The 16708-nt window shown below is 56.8% G+C and carries 12 protein-coding genes; 6 read left to right on the top strand and 6 right to left on the bottom strand.

Annotation, left to right across the window (positions count from 1 at the left end; translation table 11 throughout):
• Nucleotides 1-97 precede the first annotated feature (97 nt).
• Nucleotides 98-2980 (top strand): ABC transporter ATP-binding protein/permease, encoded by a 2883-nt coding sequence (locus OZX67_RS07320; protein WP_277142132.1) that lies wholly within the window; start codon nucleotides 98-100, stop codon nucleotides 2978-2980.
• A gap of 459 nt (nucleotides 2981-3439) precedes the next feature.
• Here OZX67_RS07320 and OZX67_RS07315 read toward each other — a convergent pair whose 3' ends face one another.
• Nucleotides 3440-4852, bottom strand: a complete 1413-nt coding sequence (locus OZX67_RS07315) for an FAD-dependent oxidoreductase (protein ID WP_277142130.1) — start codon at nucleotides 4850-4852, stop codon at nucleotides 3440-3442.
• Nucleotides 4853-5255: 403 nt separating this feature from the next.
• Between OZX67_RS07315 and OZX67_RS07310 the strand changes: the two genes are divergently transcribed.
• Both OZX67_RS07310 and OZX67_RS07305 read left to right on the top strand, forming a co-directional pair.
• Nucleotides 5256-6332, top strand: coding sequence for a CrcB family protein (locus OZX67_RS07310; protein WP_277142127.1), 1077 nt, complete (start codon nucleotides 5256-5258; stop codon nucleotides 6330-6332).
• A gap of 285 nt (nucleotides 6333-6617) precedes the next feature.
• A complete protein-coding gene (locus OZX67_RS07305; protein ID WP_277142125.1) occupies nucleotides 6618-7514 on the top strand; it encodes an SPFH domain-containing protein in 897 nt (298 codons plus the stop codon).
• 261 nt (nucleotides 7515-7775) lie between these two features.
• Here the strand turns inward: OZX67_RS07305 and OZX67_RS07300 are convergent, their stop codons facing one another.
• Both OZX67_RS07300 and murI read right to left on the bottom strand, forming a co-directional pair.
• The gene (locus OZX67_RS07300) at nucleotides 7776-8621 is read right to left on the bottom strand and encodes a patatin family protein (RefSeq protein ID WP_277142122.1); all 846 of its coding nucleotides are present in this window, start codon (nucleotides 8619-8621) and stop codon (nucleotides 7776-7778) included.
• 169 nt (nucleotides 8622-8790) lie between these two features.
• On the bottom strand, nucleotides 8791-9567 hold the full coding sequence (gene murI / locus OZX67_RS07295) for a glutamate racemase (RefSeq protein WP_277142120.1): 777 nt from the start codon (nucleotides 9565-9567) through the stop codon (nucleotides 8791-8793).
• A gap of 249 nt (nucleotides 9568-9816) precedes the next feature.
• On the opposite strand from murI, the gene dapF reads away from it, so the two are divergent.
• Entirely contained in the window at nucleotides 9817-10716 is a 900-nt protein-coding gene (gene dapF, locus OZX67_RS07290) for a diaminopimelate epimerase (RefSeq protein ID WP_277142118.1), read from the top strand.
• A 185-nt stretch (nucleotides 10717-10901) separates the two neighbouring features.
• Here the strand turns inward: dapF and OZX67_RS07285 are convergent, their stop codons facing one another.
• Nucleotides 10902-11474 (bottom strand): vitamin K epoxide reductase family protein, encoded by a 573-nt coding sequence (locus OZX67_RS07285; protein ID WP_277145024.1) that lies wholly within the window; start codon nucleotides 11472-11474, stop codon nucleotides 10902-10904.
• Nucleotides 11475-11679: 205 nt separating this feature from the next.
• On the opposite strand from OZX67_RS07285, the gene OZX67_RS07280 reads away from it, so the two are divergent.
• Nucleotides 11680-12564 carry a PHP domain-containing protein gene (locus tag OZX67_RS07280; protein ID WP_277142115.1) on the top strand — a complete coding sequence of 295 codons (885 nt, stop codon included), beginning with the start codon at nucleotides 11680-11682 and terminating at the stop codon, nucleotides 12562-12564.
• A 194-nt stretch (nucleotides 12565-12758) separates the two neighbouring features.
• Here the strand turns inward: OZX67_RS07280 and OZX67_RS07275 are convergent, their stop codons facing one another.
• Nucleotides 12759-12983: a DUF3107 domain-containing protein gene (locus OZX67_RS07275; RefSeq protein WP_277142113.1), complete on the bottom strand. Its 225-nt coding sequence runs from the start codon at nucleotides 12981-12983 to the stop codon at nucleotides 12759-12761.
• Nucleotides 12984-13142: 159 nt separating this feature from the next.
• A complete protein-coding gene (locus OZX67_RS07270) occupies nucleotides 13143-15014 on the bottom strand; it encodes a phosphotransferase (RefSeq protein ID WP_277142111.1) in 1872 nt (623 codons plus the stop codon).
• Between the two features lie 113 nt (nucleotides 15015-15127).
• On the opposite strand from OZX67_RS07270, the gene OZX67_RS07265 reads away from it, so the two are divergent.
• The gene (locus OZX67_RS07265) at nucleotides 15128-16630 is read left to right on the top strand and encodes an ATP-dependent helicase (RefSeq protein WP_277142109.1); all 1503 of its coding nucleotides are present in this window, start codon (nucleotides 15128-15130) and stop codon (nucleotides 16628-16630) included.
• Nucleotides 16631-16708 lie beyond the last annotated feature (78 nt).

Raw genomic sequence — 16708 nt, 5'->3', positions numbered from 1 at the left:
GTGCCGCTGGCGGGGTGTGCGTTGGGGTAAAGTGGCAGGACGAAGTTGTGCGGTGGCGACAACGTGGGAACGCGACGATTAGGCAGGCAGGGAATTCGTGCTACAGATCAAAGACATCAGCAAGCAGTATAAGACGGGTGATTTCGTTCAGCAGGCGCTGGACCACGTGAACCTCACCCTGCGCGACAACGAGTTCGTCGCGATTCTGGGGCCGTCCGGCTCCGGCAAGACCACGCTCTTGAACATCATCGGTGGGCTTGACCGCTACGACGACGGCGACCTCGTGATCAACGGAACGTCGACCAAGAAATACAAGGACCGCGACTGGGATTCCTACCGCAACCACACGGTCGGCTTCGTTTTCCAGAGCTACAACCTGATTCCGCATCAGACCATCCTCTCCAACGTTGAGTTGGCACTGACCATTTCCGGCGTTTCACGCACCGACCGTCGCAAGCGTGCGGAGGAGGCCTTGCAGAAGGTCGGTCTGGGCGAGCACATCAACAAAAAACCGAACCAGCTTTCCGGTGGCCAGATGCAGCGCGTGGCCATCGCCCGAGCACTGGTCAACGACCCGAGCATCGTCCTGGCCGACGAACCCACGGGCGCGCTTGATTCCGAAACGTCCGTGCAGATCATGGATTTGCTCAAGGAAGTGGCCAAAGACCGCTTGGTCGTCATGGTCACCCACAATCCCGACCTCGCCCACGAATACGCCAACCGTATCGTCGAGCTTAAAGACGGCGTGATTCGCGGCGATTCAAGGCCCGTAGAACCGGAGGAAATGGCCGACGAAAAGCCGGCGGTCCATCGCACGATGGGCAAGGCCTCGATGTCGTTCGCCACGGCGGTTGCGCTGAGCTTCAACAATCTGAAAAGCAAGAAGGCTCGAACAATTCTGACCTCATTTGCCGGCTCGATCGGCATCATCGGCATCGCGCTTATTCTTTCGGTTTCGACCGGCGTGAACCGCTATATCGCCGATATCCAGAAGGAAACCCTGACTTCGTATCCCATCGAGATCAACGAGCAGACCTTCGATATGAACAAGATTATGGACACCGCCCAGGCTGCGGCCGATTCCAAGGAGAAGGCCAAGCCGCGCAATGGCATCTACCCCGATGATTCCAGCGTCAAAGGCGCGGCGTCCATCACGAACGGCATCACCAGCAACAACCTGAGCCCGTTCAAGGAGTACCTTGACAAGCCCGGCAACGATGTGCGCAAATACGTCGGTGACGTTGGCATCCAATATACCTATTCGCCGAAATTCTCCGTGTTCACCCACGATTCCAAAGATACGCTCGTTGACGTCGATGGCGTGAAGGTTGGCGGAAGCTCGGTCGCAACACAGTCCGCAGCCAGCACGTTCGCCGGGCTCAATTCGTCCTCCAACGATTTTGGCAGCCTGCAATCCCTACAGATATCCAAGCTCACCGGCAAATCCGACAACAACAAGGCGCCTTCCGCTTTTTCCGAGATCATGCCCGGTGAGCACGCCGACAAGCAGCCGATCAGTTCGGTGATTACCGACAATTACCAGATGGTCCAGGGGCATTGGCCGAAATCGAAAGACCAAGTGGTTTTGGTACTCGATAAAAATAATCAGATTCCGCTGACCCAGGTTTACGAGCTTGGCTTGCTTCCGAGCGCGGATTACAACGATATGATGAACCGCTTGAATAGCGGTGAAAAGGTCAAGACCGATACTTCGCGCATTGATTACTCCAAGGCGATGAACCAGTCGATGACGTTGCTGCCTGCAGCCGAACAGTACGTAAAAGGTGCAGACGGCCATTTCAAATATGTGGGCAATGACGCCGACCAGGTCGGCAAGCTCATGGATTCGCAATCCGCTGTGAAACTTCAGGTTGTGGGCGTCATCCGTGCCGACGCGAATGCCAAGACCACGCCGTTGGCACCGGGTATCGGCTACACGCGCATGTTGACCAATTCGTTGATCGACTATGCCAAATCCAGTGAAATCGTCAACGCGCAGAAAGCCGACCCCGCCCACAACATCCTCAACGGGATGACCTTCGCGCCTTCCGACGATGCGACGAAGGCCGCCAACGCCAAGGCCTACGTGGCCTCGTTGCCTGTTTCGGATCAGGCGAACATGGCCAAAAGCCTCATGACCCAGGCTCCAGGCGGCATGGGTGCGGCCAGTTCCAATCAATCCGCCGACGTCACCAAGCAGCGCAATGCCGCAGCAGCCGCCGCTGGCAATGCCGCCGCCGCGAGCAATCCGCAGGAGGCTGTCTCCGGCATGAACGAGCAGCAGGTGGCCCAAGCCTTCAGCAACTACCTTGCCACGGCTCCCGAAAACGTGCTGGTCTCGATTTACAACCAGTACGTCTCCACCGGCACCTACAACGGTAATCTCGCCGATTTCGGTGTCATCGGCCGCGACGCCCCGAGTTCCATCAAGATCTACGCCGACAGTTTCCAAGCCAAGAACAACATCGAGGACGCCATCAAACGCTACAACGACGGCGTCAAGAAGAAGGACCACATCGTCTACACGGACTACGCGGGACTCATGATGAACTCAGTGACCACCATCATCAACGTCATCACCTACGTGCTAATCGCCTTCGTCGCGGTCTCGCTGGTGGTCTCGTCGATCATGATCGGCATCATCACCTACATCTCCGTGCTCGAACGCACCAAGGAGATCGGCATCCTGCGCGCGATGGGGGCTTCAAAGCACAACGTCTCCACGGTGTTCAACGCCGAGACGGGCATCATCGGCCTGTGCGCCGGTGTCATCGGCATCGTGGTCACGTTGATCCTGATCGTGCCCGGCAACGCCGTGATGCACCACTTCATGGGCACCGACCGTGTCAACGCCGCGTTGCCGCTTTCCGGAGCGATAATACTCATCGTTCTGTCGGTAGTTCTGACGTTGATTGGCGGGCTCATCCCGTCGCGTAAGGCCGCCAAGCAGGATCCGGCCACGGCGTTGCGTACGGAATAGCCGCAAGCCCGGTTCATGCAGGGAGCTACACGACCGCCTACGCTGCGGAGCTGTCCAGTGCGGAGACAATCACGAAAATATCTGGGAAGGGTGATTTTCTTTGCAGTTTTGGTGCTGGTGCAAGGATAATCACGGAATTAGGTGGTTTTGGTGATTGTCGTTGCGTCGGATGCTGTTTTGCAGAGATAATCACCAAAATGATTAGAATTCTGTGATTATCGCTGCATCGATGCTGTTCCGCCTGGCAAATCACATTGCAGGGCGAATGGAGTCACGACCGCAGTGGCTCCCGGTCGATGGTTTCGCCTCGTTGATGTCGTCTTCGACCGTGCCCTCACCAATGCATGCTGACGGACGCAACATCAACGGATAAAGGTTTCGGCCTGATAGCGAACGATATTCGCATAATCAGGCCGAACAAAGAAAAACCGAAATCCGTACACGTTCAGATAAAAATCATCATTTCGCGACTTTTGTTTCCTTGGCGCGTTTGTCTGCAGCGGCCATCGCCAGGGAACTGACGAAGTTGACAGGCTGATCGAAATTGGGCTGGAAAAGCATGTCGGTACTGGCCAGCTGCTCGACGGTGAACCCTGCCTGAATGGCCACGGAAATCAGGTTCGCCGCCATGGAGATATCGTGCTTTGCGGCGAACTGGGCTCCGAGAATGCGACCGGTCGCCCGGTCATAGACCATGGTCGCGGTCACTGGAGTGGTGGAGAGCATGAATTCCGGACGGTAATTTTCCTGGATGGTCGCTGAATCGGTCTCGATATGACGCCGATTGGCCAGGTCGAGGGTCATGCCGCTGGAGGACATCGACAGGTCGTAAAGCTGGATGGCGCTGGTCCCCTGGGTGCCCGCATATGCCTTTGTGGGTTGCTCGATGTTCTCGCCAATCAGCATCGCCTCGCGGATGGCGTTGGTGGCCAACGGGCGGTATTCCTCCGAATTTGTGGGGTTGAAGTGTACGGTTGCGCAGTCGCCCGCGGCGAATACATAGTCGAGTATGTCGTTTTCAGGGGTTGCGGCACGCATGTATTTGTCGACGATGATGGCGCCATAGCCAAACGTGCGCAGCTGAGCGGAAACCAGGCTGGTGTTCGGAACGAAGCCTGCGCCCATCACTGCGAGGTCAGCGGTATATTCGCCGAGTTCGGTGACCACGGTCACGCCGGAATCTTCGACTCCGTCACTGCCTGTCTCGGGACGGAATGCGACGACCTTCTGGTTCATGGCCAACGTCACGTCGTGCTTCTTGAACTCCGTCTCGGCCTGATCGGTGACGATTTTGTCGTAATTGTTGTCGAGCACATGCGGCAGCGCGTCGATGAGTGTGACCTTGATGCCGCGCGTGCTCAGCTGCTCGGCGAGCTCGCAGCCGATATAGCCGGCTCCGACCACAACGACCGACTTGATCTTTTTGGCCCGTTCGACGATACGCTTGCCGTCGTTGAAGTCCTTGCACAGCATTGCCTGGCCGTTTTTGAGCGCTTCCCTCAAGCCTTGGATGAAGGGTGCGGCCGGGGAGGAACCTGTGGTGATGACGAGTTTGTCGAACCGGTATTGTTTTGACTTTCCGGTTTCGAGGTCGGTGGCGTCAAGCTTCTTGCCCTTGACGTCGATATCGGTGACGTCGTGACGCATGTGCATGCTGGCCCCGGCCTTTTCAAGCTCTTCGGGGGAGGTGTAGAACATCTTCTCCGTGCTGCTGACATGGTTGCCTGCCCACAGGGCGATGCCGCAGGAAAGGAAGGAGACGGTGTCGTTTTTCTCGAAGACGTCAACCGTCCAATCGGGATGATGTTGAAGAATGGACGTGGCGGCAAACGTCCCTGCGTGCGTGCATCCGATAACAGCAACTGTAGTCATGGAAATCCCCTCTGACGATTCCGCTGTGCCGTGTTGTACTCCAAAGGGGGTAAAACTTAGGCTTTTCTAATATCATAACTAGAAGGCTCGACGAATGCCTTATAAACGTAGGTTTATTAAAACGTTTTAAGTCTTTTTTCTTTGTTGATCTTTTGTTTAAAAATCAACAACATCAAACAATTTAACAAGTTTTAAAACAGATATTTGATATTTTTACCTATAAAGTTTTTATTCAACGAAACAGCACGTTATATGCGACATTTAGATAATCGATGTATATATAAATCGATTTGTCAGATTACCGGATTACTTTATAGGATTCAAATGATGTTGTGGTCTGCCGGCGGGATGACGGATATCCGAAAAGAAACGGATACGTGTGCGGGGAATGGGGGATTCGGTCATGGCAAGAAAATCGGGCTCGATTACCGCTTCCACGTTGGTGGTCGCCGCAAGCCTGTGTATCGGCGGGGCCTGCGGGTCATTGATGCGCCTGACGTTGAGTGCGCTGCAGCCGGCCGATGCCGCCTGGCCGTTCATGACCATGGCCATCAATCTCACCGGGGCTGTGTTCCTTGGGTTCATCACCGCTTATATGGCGCAGCTCGGGCCGGATATCGGCCTGTGGAGGGTGACGAGGCTTGGGCTTGGCACCGGCCTAATCGGCGGGTACACGACGTATAGCACGTTCATGCTCGAAGTCGCCAAACACATCAAAAGCGGGCACGTGGGTGTTGCCCTGTCGTATTTGCTGGGCAGCATCATTTTCGGCCTGTTGTGTGCGTTGCTGGGTTTGGCGATTGGCAAGGCGGCCGGGAAGAGACGTATCCAGCGCAATGCTTTGGTGTCTGGTAATGTTGCGAGACATGAAAATCTTAGCGGTGGTGCCGATGGACGCGGTGGTGTGAGTGCTTCCTCTGTTTCTGCTGCTCCCGAGGATTTAGCAGAAGAGGTTGGTGGCGTCAAGAATGGTGAATCTACTGCGCCTGCTGGATCTGCTGGACAAGAACCTGTCGAACCCAAACGTGGCCCGTTGGTAAGCGTTGCTTTCATTCTCTTCCTCTGTGTGGTCCTTGTCGCTCTGCTGGTCAACCATCGTCATTGGCAAAACGTCGCCACTTTCGGCCTGCTTATTGCGGCCTCGCTTATCGGTGGCTTGGGGGCTTTTACCCGCTACAGCGTTGATGCCTGGGTTAACAACCGTGTCCATCTTCCCTTCCCCTGCGGCACCATCGTCGTCAATCTTTCCGCAAGCCTAGCCATGGGTCTGGTGGCTGGCTGGTGTGCCACACACGCCGGCCTGACGGTGTTGCAATACCTGCTCGCCTCCGGTTTCCTGGGAGGTTATTCGACTTTCAGCACCGCCAGCGTGGAGGGTGCGAAACTGGTGAGTGGCGGCAAGCCGTTGTGGGCTTTCGTCCACACAGCGGGCATGATGGCCGCGTCCCTTGCGTTGCTGCTGCTCGGCATGCTTGTCTGAGGGCTTTTCCTGCTTTGCGGACGCCGAGCCGCTTAGATGGTTCTGAACCCTGGTTATTCGGCTGGTCTGGCAGATGGATCAGCGAAATTCTCGTTTGATTTCGACGACCTTCCGTTTGTCTTTCTTTAACGATTTTCAATATAGTTAATCAACTTTATGAAAGAGCCGCCAGAGGTTCTGATACGATTTGACTAAAGCATGCATCTGCAAGTGGTTGAAGTACCGCGCGTTGAGAGGCATCGCTTTTGTTGTCATCGTGACACTTAAGAGTTGGAAGGGAAAATCATGGTAGGGCTTATTCTTCTGATTATCGTCCTGGTGATCATCATCGGGCTGATTGTCGCCGGTATCTTCGTGGTGCCGCAGCAGCAGGCGTACGTCATCGAACGTTTCGGCAAGTTCCTCAAAGTCGAGCTTGCGGGCATTCACCTGAAGATTCCGTTCGTCGACCGCATCGCCACCAAAACGAATATGCGTGTCAACCAGCTCAACGTGAAGCTCGAGACCAAGACGCTCGACAACGTCTTCGTCACCGTCGTCGCCTCTACCCAGTTCCGCGTGGACCCGCGCAACGTGGCCACTGCCTACTATGAGCTCCGCGATCCGGCCGGCCAGCTGCGCAGCTACGTCGAGGACGCGCTGCGTTCCGCCATTCCTGCGCTCTCGCTTGACGATGCCTTCGCCAAGAAGGACGACGTGGCCGCCGACGTGCAGAAGACGGTGGGTGGAGAAATGGCGAAGTTCGGCTTCACTGTCGTCAAGACCCTGATCACCGCCATCGACCCGAGCCCGGCCGTCAAGACGGCCATGGACTCCATCAACGCCGCCCAGCGTGAGAAGGAAGCCACCCGTCAGCGCGCCGACGCCCAGCGCATCCAGATCGAGACGCAGGCCACCGCCGACGCCGAGAAGACCCGTCTACAGGGCGAAGGCCAGGCCAACTACCGCCGCGAGATCGCCAACGGCATCGTTGACCAGATCAAGAGCCTGCAGGGCGTGGGCATGGATATCGCCGACGTCAACAACGTGGTCCTCTTCAACCAGTACCTTGACGTGATGCGTTCCCTGAGTGAATCCGGCAATGCCAAGACCGTCGTGCTCCCGGCTTCCACGCCTGGCGGCTACCAGCAGCTTTTCGACGAGGTCACCAAGGCGATGGTCACCTCCAACGAAGCGAAATAAAACGGGACTGTCCGCCGATAGGGCGTTTTTGGGTGAGTGGTGAACGGTTATCTACTATAATGAGCAGTACCGGTCAAGATGCCCAACAAATCCGGCAACTTGACCAGACACAAGGTCGTGTCAATACGTTGGGCGGCTCCTCACTCACCCGAGGAGCCGCCCAACACTTATGTTTCAAGCTTTGGCTTAGCAATGCCGGCAGAAAATATATCGGTCGCTTTAATGGTTGATGGCATTAAGGCAAGACCTCGCTTTGCCCGATCAGCTTGCGAGGAAGTCCGGCACGGATTCAGCCGCGTCAAGACCCTTCTGATACATCGCTTCCAGCCCTTCCGAGTTCTTGCTCAGGGTGTCTAGCCCGCACAAATCGTCAGGGGCCAGAATCAGCACCTTGCCTTCGCTCGCGAGCTTTTCGGCCACTTTCATCTCTTCGTTGTAGGTGCGGTAACGGTTCTTGAGGCGTTCCGCCGCTGCGGGGTAGGAACGCCTCAGCAGAGCGGCTGGAGCGACGTCTTTCTTGGCCTCACGCACGAAATCACGCTGGTGGGTCAAGATGAGCACGATGCGGTCGTAGCCCTCGTCCGCCGCCAACTGCACCGGAATCGGGTCGGCGATGCCGCCGTCGAAATAAGGCACGCCGTCGATGACGTAGGGTTCACAGGCCACCGGCACCGCGCTGGAAGCCTTCATCACGTCGTAATTGTCCTGGTGCACGTCGGACTTGTCGAAATAGCGTGCGTAGCCGTTGCGTGCGTCGCAGGCCACCACGGTGAATTCGGTGGGCGAGGCGGCGAAGGCGGGGTAGTCGACGGGGTATTCGCCGTCGGAATTCGACAAAGTGCCATAGATGTAATCCAGGTTGGCGTAATTATGCAGCTTGAAGAAGTTGTTGGCGCTCGCATATTCTGGTCGGAAGGCATATTCCGTATAGAATTTGTACGTGCGTCCGCGTTGTCCGGAGATATAGGAGACCATGTTGGCGCTGCCTGCGGAGACGCCGTAGCATTTGTCGAAGGTGATATCTTTATCGGTAAGCCGGTCCATCACGCCCGCCCCGTAGATGGAGCGGAAACCTCCACCAACGTCAATCAAAGCAGTTTTCGTCATCGTCTCGCCTTTCCTTTAGGGCCGAAGTCACTATCTTTAGTTAATCGAGCATACGTCTGCCTTACGGACATTATTTCAACGGTGCCCTGCGGGGGTACAAACGATGATTTAGTGATGGATTATCGTTAGGGAAACCACTGAGTTTTTGAAAACTCGACGCAGACTGGAGTCAGGAATTAAGGCGTTTGGCGGCCAAGGCGGTCATGCGTTCGCTGGTGTCCGAGTTTTTCAGGGTCACGCTGCCCTCGGAGTCGGAGCTGGCAAGTTTGCCCGCCGAGGCAAGCAGATCGTGCAAGTGCCGTGCCGTGCCCTCATTGCCGTCGATGATGGCGGTGGTGGCGGGGAGCAGCTCGCGGAAATAGTCGCGGTAGAAGACGAAATGTGTGCAGCCAAGCACCACCGAGTCGATGGCATTGAGATCGTAGCCGTCGAAATAGCCATGTAGCGTGCGCATCACCAGGTCGTGGTCCTCAAGCTGGTCGTGCTCCACGATTTCCACGAGATCTGGGCAGGGCTGGCGGTAGATGGTATTGGTGGCGCTGAAACGGTTCATCAACGCGGTGAATTTCTTTTCGCGAAGCGTCAGCGGGGTGGCGGCGACGATGACGTGTTGCGGCTCGCCGTGCCCACGGTCGCAGGCTACTTTGAGCGCCGGTTCCATGCTGATGATCGGTAAATCGTAAGTGGCGCGCAGATCGTTGACGGCTGCGGAAGTGGCGGTATTGCAGGCGATGACGATGGCTTTGACACCCATGTTGATGAACCGCTCGACGATGGCGAAGGAAAGCCTGCGCACCTCTTCCGGGGTTTTGGTGCCGTAAGGCGCGTTGGCGGAGTCGCCGAAATAGACGATATGTTCGTTCGGCATTTCCCTGCGGATTTCCTGAACGACGGAGATGCCGCCCAGCCCCGAATCGAACACACCAATGGGCGCGTTTAATGCCATGCCGTCCTCTTTCACCGCGATTGAACCAGTCTGATTGTAAGTCTAGCGATTTTGCTTGTTATGATAGCGGATCGAGACGAACATACACACGATAGGCCAGTTCGGCAATTGAACGAACCCTACGCAGTGAGTAAACCGGCGAACCAACCGCGGCTGAGATGCTTGGCCGGTAAGGTCTGGAGGTGCTCGCTCACGGTTCTTGATTCTTGGCTTTCGGCATGAGGCACGCAAACAGGTAGACTGTCGGTTATGAGTCTTCCGCAATTCGTCTATAAAGGGCATGGCACCGGCAACGATTTCGTCATCTATATCGACCGCGAGGGCAAGTATGAACCCACTGCCGACGAGGTCCGCCATATCTGCGACCGTCATTTCGGCATTGGCGCCGATGGCCTGATCCGTCTGACAAGACCCGAATATGTCAGCGACCTTTCCGACGAGCAAATTTCGCAATGCCGCGATGGCGGGGCGCAATGGTTTATGGACTACCGCAATGCCGACGGAACGTTGGCGGAAATGTGCGGCAACGGGACCAGAGTGACCACGTTGCTTGCCCAACGTGCCGGCATTGCCGAACGTCCCGGCGGCGCGCCTTTTAGTCTCGGTACCCGTGCCGGGGTCAAGAGGCTGCGCTCGCTGGGGGCGCTTGAGCCTTATGGCCAAGACGTATTCCAGGTCAGCCTCGGTCCCGGCAAAATCGGAGATTTAGATACCTATAAGGTCACTATTCCCGGCACTCCAGGCGACGCCGCCGGAACGTTCGTCGATATGGGCAACCCTCATGTCGTCTCCGTTTTGGAAGACGGCAAGGCCACGTTGCCGGCCGTTGAAAAGCTGAGCCTCATCGTCAAGCCAGCGGTAAGCCCGGCCATCGAGACCGACCAGAACGCCGAATTCGTACGTATCGACGTCTGCGACAAGGCCGCCGGTACGGGCCGTGCCACGATGCGTGTCAACGAACGCGGCTGCGGGGAAACGCTTTCCTGTGGTACAGGTCTGGGTGCCACGGCGGTGACATTGCGGGCGAAGACCGGCATAAGCCATTGGGATATCTCGGTACGTGGTGGATTGCTGAGGGTCGATGTCAGTGATGACGATGTGAGGCTTACCGGTGCCGCTGTCATCGTGGCGAAAGTGGAGCTGCTCTGAAAGACAAGGTGATTGGACGCGTAAGCATTTGCATAGCTTGATTTATGAGTAAGTGGTGCCGGTGCGCTGAAGCGAACAAGGACAATCGCAAGATAAATAAACGAGGTATCCGTGCACCTAACAAGAAACCCGCGCGTCTGCCGAAATGACAAACGCGCGGGTTTCTGATAAAGGCTTGAAACCGTTCAGGCGAAGATCGCAGCACCTTCCTTGACGAAGATCAGCGCGATGATGGCGAAGATCCAGACGATGTTGACCATCCAGTCATAGCGCATACGATAGTAAGTGTTGAGGGCCTTGCGCCAATGTTTCCGAGGTATCTTCTGCACCGTTACCGTTGCGTGTGTCAGCGCCATGAACATGATCGTCGTGGCGAACATCATGGTCATGCACCAAGGGCATAGCGCCTTGATGACGAACATCGACTGGCTCATCAGCCAGTAAGCATATGCAATGCACGTAACTCCACCGATCCAAGCTGCTGCGGAGAACCAGTAGGGAAGCTTGACGTTGCAGGCACCGACGACGGCGACGGTGACGAAAACGGAATAGAAGCAGATGCCGAAGAACGCGTTCGGGAAGCTCAAGCCGCCGAACTTGATGATTTCCGCCTGCCATGATTCGGCGACGGTGGAGCAGGAAAGCACGGAGTTGACGTCGCAACCCAAAGCCTTGTTCGGGTTCCTAGCCAATTTCAGCGTATCCGCAGCGAGCATCAGCGAAGCGAAGAGGCCGATGCCAGCGCCCAGGCACATCATGCCGTAGTTCCAGATGGGCCCGTGGAAGAAACCTGTGGGCTCGCGATTGTCTACCAAAGTAGGGGGCTGCTGATCGTTGAGGTCTCCTGATACTTTCTCCATATTCTTCACGGCTGCAGCGCTGTGTTTAGTCGACATGCATATCCCTGCTTTCTGTTCCCCTAGCATTCATCGGCTGTCAGGCTCTTGGGCCTACGATGGACCTATGTCTAGTGACGAATACAACGATTGTGGCCCGACTTCCGGGTGGGACCTTCACTGTCATACGGTCTTTTCCGATGGTACCAAGACCCCTGCCGAACTTGTCGACCTTGCATGCACAATCGGCCTGCATGGCGCCGCAATCACAGACCATGATACCACCGCAGGGTGGAAGGATGCCCAAAAAGCGGCTGAGGATTGCGGTTTTCCGTTGCTTCGTGGCAGTGAGATCACCGCGCAGGACCGCCGCGTTTCGGTGCATATGCTGGCTTACCAGTACGACCCGGAAAACGAGGGCATTGTGAACCTGTTCCGTTCCACGCGACAGTCGCGCCTCAAGCGGGCCAAACGGATGGTTTCGCGCCTGTCGAAGGATTTCCCCATCACTTGGAATGACGTCATGAGTCAAACCAAAAAAGGTGACGAGACGACGGTGGGCAGGCCGCATATGGCCGATGCCCTGGTGGCCGCCGGGTTCTATCGCACACGTTCCGATGCCTTTGCGGGAGCCATTTCGTCTTCAAGCAAGTATTACATACCGACGCCTTCGCCGAGTGCCCTCAAGGTTGTTCAAGTGGTGCGCCAGGCGGGTGGGGTGAGTGTCGTCGCCCACCCTGCTGATTACAGCCGCAACAGGATTCTGCTTTCCGATGCGCAGATCAGGGAACTCGCCGATGCGGGGTTGGACGGCCTTGAAGTCTGGCACCGCGGGAACGGAAGGGAAGAACGCGAACGGCTGTTGGGGCTTGCTCGCGAGCTTAGGTTGCTTGTTACCGGAGGGTCGGATTGGCATGGCGCCGGCAAGCCGAACAAACTGGGGGAGAACCTGACCCCCGATAGCGTCGTCATGCAGATTGTGGAGCGTGGGGCCATTCCGCTGGTTTCTTGAGGTCGCCGAAAATGTTTTGCGACGGTTCCTTTGGCCGGAGAGTTGCTGTTTTCCGGTGATCAATACCGGTAATCAATATTGTTGCAAAATGTCTAAAAAGAAAATGCCCAGTTTGTGATATGTATCACGAAACAATGGGCATTACCGAAGAATATTATTCCGCAAGCATAACTATACACTTGCGGTTATTGCGTCTAAAGGGCCCCGAAACCGACGGCGTGCTTCGTTTCCGATCCGATGATGGCGTAACCCAGAGCGCCGGCCGGCACCACGATATGACGGTCCTTGTCGTCGACCAGGTCGATTGGTTCGTGAGTGGCTACGGCCTGCGCGATTTTCTTGCTGATCTTATCGGCGCTCTCATCAGTGGTGAAATTGATCGGCCGCGCCACGTTCTGAATTCCGAGTTCGACATCCATGTGTTGCCTCTTTCTGTTGAAAATGTTCTTAGGTTTTATTGTGCCCGAAGACTGGTCATTACGCTTCTGGCTAGGATTTCTTGGCTTGTCCACTGGCGAGCGAACAGGCCGCACTGGTTCCGTCGGGTTTTGACTTCTGCCGGACGAACGGATTTCGGCTCAGTCCGAAGAGCTTCTTGGTTCGTCGCTTTTGTTCGTGCTCTTGGCATCGCCGAGATCTTTGGGATGGGCGGAACTGTCGGAATCGTGGGAATCATCCGGATCGTCTGTATCGTCCGAATCGTCCGAATCGTCCGAATCGGTGGAAATTTCATCGGACGACGATATGGCTTCGGCCACCGCGTCATCGGATTTGTCGGCATCATCTTGTGCGGCCGCGTCATCAAGCTCTTTGACGATTTCGGATTCCGACGCGTCCTCATCACCCTGATCGTCCTGGGCCTTCATATCGGTTCTCGAGGCAGAACGTTCCTTTTCCGCCTTTTCCTCGGCCTCTTCAAGCCCCATCTGAGCGTCATGCAAAGCCCGCTGCTCCTGTTCGAGCAGGGGAATCAAAGCCGTGGGCGCGTCATGGTCGATCTTGTCCTTCTTTGCGGCTCCGCTGTAGGTCTCGTCTTCCCTCGAATACTGGACATGCCACGAGACCTTGGCTTTCCCGGTTTCGTCCTGATTGTCTTGAGCTTGGGCTTCGGGAAGGTTCTCGGCTTCGTTGCGTTTGGCAATGTCATCAGCGTCGGTATCGTCATCGTCAGGGCCAAAGTTCTTTTTGGCTTCGGCCAATATCATCGTCGCGGAAGACGAAGGGTTGGGCATATTGGGGTAGAGCGGTTTGGCCTCCATGGCGGGTTTCTGCGTGTCGTCGGTGCGGTCGTCGTCCTCTTCGTCTAAGGCGTACGCACCAGAGGGCTTGAAATGTACCGGACGGTCGGCGGTGCTGTCGCTGGCCTCGACCAGTTTGGTGACTTCGGCGGAACCCGTCTTGTCGCTTTCCTCGTCTTCTTGTTCGTCCGTTCTCCGAGAGCTGCTGCGTGTCGGCCTTGAAGACGTCTTATCGTCTTTCGGCGGTACGACGGCCGAAGCTGCCGTAGCGGCGCCCGCGGCCTTGTTGGCCACGACGGTCAGCTGGTGGGCCAGATGCTCAACCTGCGCCTTGAACTGAAGAATCTTGGTATTGTCCGCGCGTCCCAACGCTTCGATGAAATCGCCCACCTGCTCCATCTGCAGCCAAAGGTTGGCGCGAAGGAGAATGAGATCGTCGATTCGTGAGCCCATCATCCCGCCGTATGCGTTCATCAGCGCATTGCGATGATCTTCATCCATTTTGGCGAACATCCAGGCCAGATCACGTGCAGGATCGTTGACCTGCATGTCCTGCCAGTTGCCCACTTTGGTGATGGTGGAGCCGGCGAAGAGGAAATCGCCGTCCTCGAACCCTCCGTGGGTCAGGGTTGTGGAGAACGACCACAGGCCGTCGGTCTCGATGATCTTCGCCCAGCTGGAAGTGATGGCGGGCGGCACGTGGCCGGCCTGCTGCAGGCGCTTGATCCAGCCGGTCAGCTGGGCGCGAATCTGCCCGGTGGTGAACGCCGGATATTTCGCGACGGTCAAAAAATCGGTGCGCTGACGGTGGATAGCGCCGATGGCGGTGCCTACGCTTGCGGCGTCCTGAAGGGTCAGCAAATCGAGTTGGCGCGGCTCTCCTTCGATGTGCGGGGAGACCAGGACCGAGTTCTTACCGGTCTTGCTGCCGGTCCCCGCCGAACTGAACGCCAGCGCGCGGTCCACGGCGAAGCCCAAACCGCTCATTTCGTGGGATTTGGCGAGAACTTTCGCCGCTTTGGCACGTCCGGCGAGAAGCTTCTTGCCTTTCGGTTCGCTGGATACGAACACGTCGTACTGCCGTCCCGCGGTGTCTTGCACCACCGCGTAATCGATGCCGGCATCATTGTCGGCCTTGTCGCTGCGGTTGTGTTCGCATACCCCGGCCATGGAGGTATCAGGCATGGCGGCTGAGGCGAGGGCCGCCAGCATAAACTTGCTTCGTAAAGTCACATCTACCAGATTAATACACCCCTATGTCCTAGAGTTTGCGCGCTTTCAAGGCGTTGGCCGGCTATCGGGTGCGGCTGGCACAATGAGTAGACATGACCACCATTGATGCCGATAAGATGCTTGAAGGACTTGACGACGCCCAACGTGCCGCTGCCAGCGCCCTTGACGGTCCGGTTCGCATCATCGCCGGAGCCGGTGCGGGCAAGACGCGAACCGTCACCCGTCGCATCGCCTACGGTTGCGCCAAAGGTGAGTGGGACGCAAGCCGTGCCCTCGCAGTGACGTTTTCGGTGAAGGCCGCCGACGAGATGAAGCAGCGTCTGGCCGCTCTCGGTGTGGGCGGCAAGGTCACCGCGGCCACCTTCCATTCCGCCGCGTTGCACCAGTTGCGCAAGGTCTGGTACGACGTGAGCGACGCCCCGTTTCCGCATGTCATTGAGGATGCGCAGGAAATCATGGCACGGGCGCTCAAACGGGCCACGGGGACCGATCAATACGATGGCATCGCCATGCGTAATCTCTTGGCCGAAATCAACTGGGCGAAGGTTTCGCTTATAGCCCCTGAGGATTACGGACGCGTGTGCGCGGCGACCCATCGTCTGCCTCCCGCAGAGCTCGATCCGCAACGTTTCACGGACGTCTACACGGCCTACGAGCAAGAAAAGACCTCGCGCGGCGAGATGGATTTCAACGACATTCTGCTGCTGGACTGCCATGTGCTTGAGGCCTTCGACGAGCAGGCCGCGCAGATCCGGCAATCGGTCGGCTGGCTCACCGTCGACGAGTACCAGGACGTCTCGCCCTTGCAGCACCGCCTGATGGATCTGTGGTTGGGAAGCAACCGCAACGTATGCGTGGTGGGCGACCCGGCTCAGACGATCTATTCGTTTGCAGGGGCTTCCAGCTATGACCTCAACAATTTTGCAGAGGAGTTCGGCAGACTTTCCGCCGACATCAACCTCAATATCGATTACCGTTCCACTCCCCAGGTCGTTTCGATGGCCAACCGTGTGCTTGCCGCGGCTCCCGACCGCGACCAATACCTGCGCCTGGTTTCCGCAAGAAATAAAAGCGAGGGCATGCGCGTGGTCAAAAACGCCTACGAAAGCGATGAGGAGGAGGCGCAGGGCGTGGCCAAGCGTATCGCCCAATTCGTCGCTTCAGGGTCGAAACCTTCGCAATGCGCGGTTTTGACACGGCTCAACGCCCAGCAGCAGGTGGTCTGCAAGGCCTTGAAATCACTGGGAATCCCGTACCGTACCCGTCGTGACGCGAGCGGAGCGGACACGGTGCTTGAAGATGATAACGAGAGCCGACGTGAAGCCATGGAAATCTTGGCCAGCAGGCGCGAACCCGGGGTCATGATTTCTTCGATTCATGCAGCGAAGGGTTTGGAATTCAAGCATGTCTTCATCATCGGCTGCTCGGAAGGCCTGCTGCCATATGGTTCGCCCGCGCCGGGGGAGGCTTTGGAAGAGGAGCGCCGGCTTTTCTATGTGGCCGTGACCCGTGCCGAGGATTCCTTGCATCTTTCCTACGCGCGCAGCAAGGATGGTGCCTCGACCTTCTCGCGCAACCCGAGCCGTTTCTGGTAAGTTCTGATGATTCGACAGGTGCATTGTATTCAACACCGATCGATAATAGTGAGCGAGGGTAAGGCAATAAGAAAGGTC

The organism is Bifidobacterium sp. ESL0728 (assembly GCF_029392015.1).
Taxonomy (GTDB): Bacteria; Actinomycetota; Actinomycetes; order Actinomycetales; family Bifidobacteriaceae; genus Bifidobacterium.
The sequence above is the reverse complement of the archived record's forward strand: the minus strand, read 5'-3'. Positions and strand labels throughout refer to the sequence as shown.